Annotated in this window: 8 protein-coding genes; all 8 read left to right on the plus strand. The window is 42.8% G+C overall.

All coding sequences use genetic code 11. From position 1 onward, the window contains the following. A partial coding sequence (locus tag H8698_RS13540) for an RHS repeat-associated core domain-containing protein (protein ID WP_430393584.1) occupies positions 1–152 on the plus strand: 152 nt, incomplete at its 5' end. Positions 153–204: 52 nt separating this feature from the next. After that, positions 205–699 (plus strand): hypothetical protein, encoded by a 495-nt coding sequence (locus H8698_RS13060; protein WP_249313877.1) that lies wholly within the window; start codon positions 205–207, stop codon positions 697–699. A 187-nt stretch (positions 700–886) separates the two neighbouring features. Then, entirely contained in the window at positions 887–1,363 is a 477-nt protein-coding gene (locus H8698_RS13065) for a hypothetical protein (RefSeq protein ID WP_249313878.1), read from the plus strand. 228 nt (positions 1,364–1,591) lie between these two features. Beyond that, on the plus strand, positions 1,592–1,960 hold the full coding sequence (locus tag H8698_RS13070; RefSeq protein ID WP_249313879.1) for a hypothetical protein: 369 nt from the start codon (positions 1,592–1,594) through the stop codon (positions 1,958–1,960). Positions 1,961–2,179: 219 nt separating this feature from the next. Next, complete coding sequence (locus tag H8698_RS13075) at positions 2,180–3,043, plus strand: RHS repeat-associated core domain-containing protein (protein WP_488153826.1); 864 nt, start codon at positions 2,180–2,182, stop codon at positions 3,041–3,043. Then, entirely contained in the window at positions 3,040–3,360 is a 321-nt protein-coding gene (locus H8698_RS13080) for a hypothetical protein (RefSeq protein ID WP_249313880.1), read from the plus strand. The genes H8698_RS13075 and H8698_RS13080 overlap by 4 nt, the downstream gene beginning before the upstream one ends. 173 nt (positions 3,361–3,533) lie before the next feature. Beyond that, entirely contained in the window at positions 3,534–4,082 is a 549-nt protein-coding gene (locus tag H8698_RS13085; RefSeq protein ID WP_177677429.1) for a hypothetical protein, read from the plus strand. An 11-nt stretch (positions 4,083–4,093) separates the two neighbouring features. After that, a partial coding sequence (locus H8698_RS13090; RefSeq protein WP_249313881.1) for a hypothetical protein occupies positions 4,094–5,646 on the plus strand: 1,553 nt, incomplete at its 3' end.

Below are 5,646 nucleotides of genomic sequence, written 5' to 3' on the forward strand. Positions count from 1 at the left end.
GAAACCGGTATTACGACCCCAAGCTCGGCAGGTTTATCAGTGAGGACCCGGCAAAGAGCGGCTCTAACTGGTATGTTTATTGTGAGAATAATCCATTGAAGTTTGTGGATCCGTGGGGGGCTGGTTGCGGGAGAACATTTTGCTACACTTGAATTATTAATCAATGACTGGGCATGGAATTGGTATGCGGATTCTGATTTTATCATGATGGAATTGGGTTCTATCATCTATACGGTCGTAGGAGATGACGGCAAAACATATTATACATATACGGAACCGATTATTGGCGAACCTCACCATGTTGATTTTAATGAATTAAAGGGAACGTATCCGGAAGATAGATATGTTGGTGCAATCCATGCCCATCCGCAGGGCGGTGGACTTTCAAATGACGATAAAAATTATGCCGATTACCACAACAGTGTAATATATTCTGTTGAATTTAATCCGGGAGATGGAAAGATTAAAATATATGGCTATGGTGCGGGAGGGGAACAGGTAGTAGAAAATGAAGATACACCCATTCGCTATTTAAATGACGGACAGAGACAATGGATGTATGATCATTACTCCAACTATGGAAATATTTGGTATGCTCATAGATCAGCTTGCAAAGCCAACAAAGCCAAAACTTGCAAGTATTGGATGGATTGGAAGCCCGATATATGGAAGGCAGCAAAAGATAAGAGAAAAAGATAAGATGAAACAGCAACACATTTAACTTTATAACTTCGGCAAGGAAGAAATGTCCCCTGCGGGCTTCAACGATGGGTTCTTATTTCAACATTCAGCAGGAGCGCGGTCTCCTGCTGAATGTGTGCGGTATAAGCCGCACCTTGCCAAGCTGGGTGACGGGGCAAGCCCCTTATGAAAGGAGTTGTGACTTATGTTAAAAAAATTGTTATTCATGATTATTTGTTGTTTGATGTTAACAGCGTGCGGCGGCGAGGAAGTTCCTGACCAAAGACCAAAATATATCGGAGAATCTGGGGCATTGTTTTACATGGAAGTCAGTAATAAAGATATTGAAGACTACAAGGTTCCGGATGGTTTTATCACACGCAAGATGTCGTCAGATATTAAAAAGGTGATGAAAGAACATCAATCAAAAGACAATTCTGAAGATGGTTCTATTGATGAGGAGACGGCGGTTGATATTGCGATGGCGATTATAAAAAATAAGGTTCCATCTTATTTTCAAAAACCAACCTCCTATAGTCTTTCCTACAGCTCTGATGATGATGCCTATTTTATTTCAATATCCCAAGATCATGAAAATGTAAATCTAATTGATGATAGGCAGGTAAATCTAGTAATCAGCAAAAAAGATGGGGCTTTTCTTGCAATTTGGGGAATATTCTAACAAGTTCGCACGAGTAAAAACAATCGTTTTTACCACACCATCTACACGTCCCGCATATCCCCAAATAGATGGGCGCTCTGATATATTAGGTACTTTATACAATTTAGGAGATAGAGCAAATCCTCCAAATACAAATCCTAAACCAAATCCGTTTGGGGAAAATGTAAAAAAAGAATATCATTATATGCAAAAGTTATTAGGGCATAATCATTAGGGGGACAGAGTAAGATGATAACGAAAAAAATAGTTCGATGGATTGTTTTATCACTACTGATTATATTTCTTGTGATATGGCTTTTTTCACTTGCAAAATGTGAAGTGTTAACGATTTTGCACGGAAAGGAATTTAATGAAATTTACAAAGAAAACACAATGATTGGTGAAATTGATTATTTAAAAATTTTAGACTATCATGATAACTTCGCACGAGTTTACTATGTATCTAAAGAACGATCAAACGCAAATATTTTGATATTTATAAAAGAATCCGACGTTTGGAAATATCATGCTTGGGAAACCACCGTTTGGTCTTCAAGTGGGAGCGCCTCTGATGTAATTTGGCCCTATTGGTGGCATTTTATTTATGGCGGATTTTAATGAATATGCCTCAAGACTCGGGTAGTCATTTGACTACCCGAGTCTTTTATTGTTTCAAAAAACAACGATAATTAAGACGATTGAGCTTCGAGATTTGTCAGATTCTGTTGACAATGATATGTAAAATATGTATAATTAACAGCAAAAGAGGGTTTTTTTTGCATTGGCAACGGCGGGATTGTGTCAAGAAAGGTGGGCACGGCTACGCCTATGTATTTGATGAAGGACGTTCACGGCGACACGACAGCGGTTCTGCAAAACGGCGCGACTGTGAGGACGTATGATTACGACATGTTCGGCAAGCAGGTTACAAGCAGTGGGACGGCGGAAAATCCGTACCGTTACTGCGGGGAGTATATCGACGGCGAGACAGGGTTTATTTACCTTAGGAACCGGTATTATGACCCGCGTATTGGGAGGTTTATGAGTGAGGACCCGGCAAAGAGCGGCTCTAACTGGTATGTTTATTGTGAGAATAATCCGTTGAAGTTTGTGGATCCGTGGGGGCTAAACATCATAGAAGAAGGTACGGCAATGGTTTTTGCCCATGGTTTCAGAGCAGCACAAAGGGCAAATGAGCTTTCGATTTTTGCAAGGGAAAGTTGTGAAAAGTATGCAAGTGCATTTGGACTAAGCCAAACATGGGATAATGAGGCAGATGCATATCGCCATTTTTACTGGAATGTATTAATGACAAGAGAATTAGGTTATGGTGTTGCAAGAACTGCCGCAAATAATCATGAAGTTTATGCATTGAAAGATTTAGGATGGTCAAAGGGTGATGGAAAATATAAAATGAATCAAGCGACCTTAATGGATTTGTGGAACAACGAAACCGGAAGAAATATGGCGAGTGATTTTAATTATAGGAATGAACCGAGCGCCTCTTTATTTTATGAAGCGAAAGCTCAAAATTTTGTTATATTAAATGCTGAGGATACATTTGAATTTTTGGGAGTTACGGATTATATTAATAAAGAGGATTGGACAGTTGATGTTTATTGGAATATGGAAAACAGTACAATTACATTTCAAAAAGAGGGACTGCAAGATTTGACATTACGTATAGGAGTTAAATTATGAAGAGATTAATGAAATTTATTTTGTTTTTTTTATTTTTTATACTAACCGGAATCATGTTCTTTTATATACCAGAATTCCATGAATCATATTTCAAACTAAATATTGCATCAAGAATTGTAGGAGATATTTTATTTTTAACGCCTTTATGGGTTGCTAATATTATTGGTGGGCTGGTTATTGGTAAGATTTTAAAAATAATAACTTTTCAATCTAAAGTGAAATCCATTGTTTTTATATTATTAGGATGTATTATATCACAATGCTCTTTCATATTAGTGTTAGCTATTAATTTTACAAAAACAATGTCTTATTTTTAAGGCAACACAAAAAATGCAATATGGCATAGATATAAAAACCGGAAACAGGACGGTGAGTTTTTAGGACAGTCATTTTTATGGCTGTTCTTTTTTTGCGTGTAAATTTAGCCGATAAGGAGCGGTTGGCTTGTTGTAAACTAATGTAAATTGATTTTTTTAAAGGAGGTTTTTGCATGAAAATAGCAGATGTGATTGACAAGGCGGACCGTTGGCAGCCCAATGTGTTTGATTTAAAAGACAAGCTGGACTGGTGTTATGAGGTGACCCGGGATTTGATGCTGGACAACCCGGAGTTTTTGTCGGCCACAAAAACGGTTACTTCGGATGGGGGAATTGTTCCCCTGCCGGAGGGAGTTTTATATTCTGACGTGGCGGAGGTTTATGTGAACGGCGCGCGGGTGGAACGGTTAGACGAGCGGACCATGGAGGACGCGCAGTTGAAGCGCGGGGACCAGGTTTATGTGGTTTATCGTTATTTTCCGCCGGTGTATGCGCTTTCCGATGACGGCGAGGTGCCGGAGGATTTGGAAACTGTGTGCGGTGCACCCTTTGATTCGATGTATATTGATTATGTGTGTGCCCAGGCGGCGTTTCAGCAGAATGACGCGGAGGAGTATAACAAGTTTATCTCTGCTTATAACGCCAAGTTTTATGCCTATAAGAATTTTTGCGGGGCGAATTCTCCGGTAAGCGTGCGGAAAGGTTTTGTAAACTATTTTTAGGAGGTGGGATTGTGATTAAAAAAGAGAATTTTATTTCGTCTGTGGGGGCAAACACTCAGCCGGGGTATGTGGAGCAGATGATAGCCCAGCACAACGAGGACTTTACTTCTCACGGGGCGCATTTTCATGAGGTGGCTGAGGATTTGAATGTGCATGAGCAAAAAGACATGCATTTGCAGGAGGGAGAACGCGAGAAGTGGGATTTGGCGGCGGAAACTGTGAGCAAGATTCCAGCGGCGGTGGCGGAAAACGCAAGTCGGGCGGAAAAATGTGCAGCAAGCGCTTCTGTTTCGGAGCTTACGGCAAACGCCGCGGCAGCGGCGGCGCAGCTGGCCAAAGCGCATGCCGCATCGTATCGGGACCGGGCGGAAAAATATGCCGCGGACAGCCAGGCGGCGGCGGGAATTGCGGTAAATGCGAAAACGGAGGCGGAGCAAGCCTATGGCAACACACTGAACATGGCGGGGCAAATGTCGATTGAACACAATGAAATGCGGACTGCCTTTGAAAACTTAGAAGATGCCTATGAAAGTTTTGAATCAAATTTAGATAAAAAAGCGGATAAACAGACGGAAGGCGGCGGTTTTGTTGGGGGATTGGACGCGGTTTCGGAGGACTCGGCGGTAAGCGTTGGCAAAGGTGCAAAGTCGAAAAACGGCGGGTTTGCGGCAGGGTTAAACGCCGAAGCGAATGCCGGGGCCGGTGTTGGTATGGGCGCGAAAGCGTATAACTACGGCGGCGCGGTGGGAAGAAACGCCGTTGCGGGAAAGGGCTTTTCCGGCGGTGACGGCGCTTTGGCGGCGCAAAGGACGCATGGTGCGGACAGAGTAAATTGCATTCAGCTTGGCGAAGGCGTAAACAATGTGGAGAAGAGTTTGCAGGTTTATGAATTTCAGCTGATGGATGGAAATGGGAAAATTCCGGAAGAGAGATTGCCGGAGCTGGAGAAGCATTTTGTTTTGCGGGGGACGGTTTCGGATTTGGATTCTTTGCCTGATTCGAAAAATGTTGGCGATGTGTATATTGTAGAGAGCGAGCGGCAGTTTAGCAAACCGTGTGCGCAGGTTGTAGGCGGGATGGAGCTGTTTTCAGAAGATTCGCCCGGAAATAGGTATTACCAACTTTCGGATGTGTTTGCTTCCGCATATTCTGAATTTATTTCTACTGACACGGCGTATCTCTATAACCCGGACGGGAGCTTATGGGGCCCGATTTTTTACAACGCGCCGGCGGCGGGGCAACGGCTGGAGGGGTTAAACGGCTATAACACGAAGTTTGAGCCGGACAGCAGCTTTCGCTTTTATGTGTGTAAAGAACGGGGATTAAAGATGAACGGCGGGCAGTATGTTTGGAACGGCCTATGTTGGGACAGGATTTCGCCGGAATTCTTTTTGGAGGATTTAGAAGAAAAGCTAAGCGAAAAAGCCGACAGGCAGACGGAAAGCGGCGGTTTTCAGGCAGGCGCAGCAACAACAGTCGGTAACACGGGAGCGACAGAAGGCGGCGCAATTGGAAAAAATGCAAAAGAGACCAATGGCGGGTTTGCCGGTGGCGCAGGTGCTAA

Source organism: Congzhengia minquanensis (genome assembly GCF_014384785.1).
Taxonomy (GTDB): domain Bacteria; phylum Bacillota; class Clostridia; order UBA1381; family UBA9506; genus Congzhengia; species Congzhengia minquanensis.

Bases quoted from the DNA above. Each gene is read 5' to 3' on its own strand.
- H8698_RS13065 (WP_249313878.1), top strand. From the start codon at position 887: ATGTTAAAAAAATTGTTATTCATGATTATTTGTTGTTTGATGTTAACA.
- H8698_RS13080 (WP_249313880.1), top strand. From the start codon at position 3,040: ATGAAGAGATTAATGAAATTTATTTTGTTTTTTTTATTTTTTATACTA.
- H8698_RS13075 (WP_488153826.1), top strand. From the start codon at position 2,180: ATGAAGGACGTTCACGGCGACACGACAGCGGTTCTGCAAAACGGCGCG.
- H8698_RS13085 (WP_177677429.1), top strand. From the start codon at position 3,534: ATGAAAATAGCAGATGTGATTGACAAGGCGGACCGTTGGCAGCCCAAT.
- H8698_RS13060 (WP_249313877.1), top strand. From the start codon at position 205: ATGATGGAATTGGGTTCTATCATCTATACGGTCGTAGGAGATGACGGC.
- H8698_RS13070 (WP_249313879.1), top strand. From the start codon at position 1,592: ATGATAACGAAAAAAATAGTTCGATGGATTGTTTTATCACTACTGATT.